The sequence below is a fragment of the Streptomyces durbertensis genome (genome assembly GCF_014156695.1).
GTDB lineage: Bacteria > Actinomycetota > Actinomycetes > Streptomycetales > Streptomycetaceae > Streptomyces > Streptomyces durbertensis.
On sequence record NZ_WMLF01000917.1, the window covers coordinates 1 to 599 of the forward strand.

Below are 599 nucleotides of genomic sequence, written 5' to 3' on the forward strand. Positions count from 1 at the left end.
GTTCGGCCCCCGTCCGTTCCGCCCCCGTCCGTTCGGCCGACGCACGTTCCGCCCGCGCGCCCGCCAGTACCGCCGCGTGCACCGCGCGGGCCAGCCGCGCACCCCACGTACTGCGCGGTCCGGCGAACGGCTCCTCCCCCGCCACGCCGTCCGGCACCGGCGCCAGCACACACACCGCGTCCGACGGCGTCCCCGAACAGTCCAGCCCGGCGTCCAGCAACGCCTGGACCTTCGCCTCCGTCGCCGTCATCACCGCGTTCACCAGCGCCGCGTCGCCCAGCGGCGCCGGCACCCGGACAACGATGTTGACCGTCCCCGCCGGCGGCACACCCGGGCGTCCCGCCACCGGCGCCGCCGCCCACGTCCGCACGCCGAGCCCCGTGGTCACCACGGCCTCCACGCCCTCGTCCCACGCCCGCGTGTACGCGCTCACCTCCGCCGCCGTCATCAACCCGACCCCCGCACCGGACAATCCCGCCGCCTCGGCGACTTCCGCGAGGTGCGCGGCCGGGTTCCTCCGCCCGTACCCCGCCGGTACCTGCGCGTTCAGCACCCATGCCCGCTCCCCCAACCCGCCGCCCAGCACCGCACTGCCACAC

The 599-nt window shown here is 77.1% G+C and carries 1 protein-coding gene; it reads right to left on the bottom strand.

What is annotated here, in order from left to right; genetic code table 11:
* On the bottom strand, window positions 1–599 hold a 599-nt coding region (locus GL263_RS27650), incomplete at both ends, for an adenosylcobinamide amidohydrolase (protein WP_228456891.1).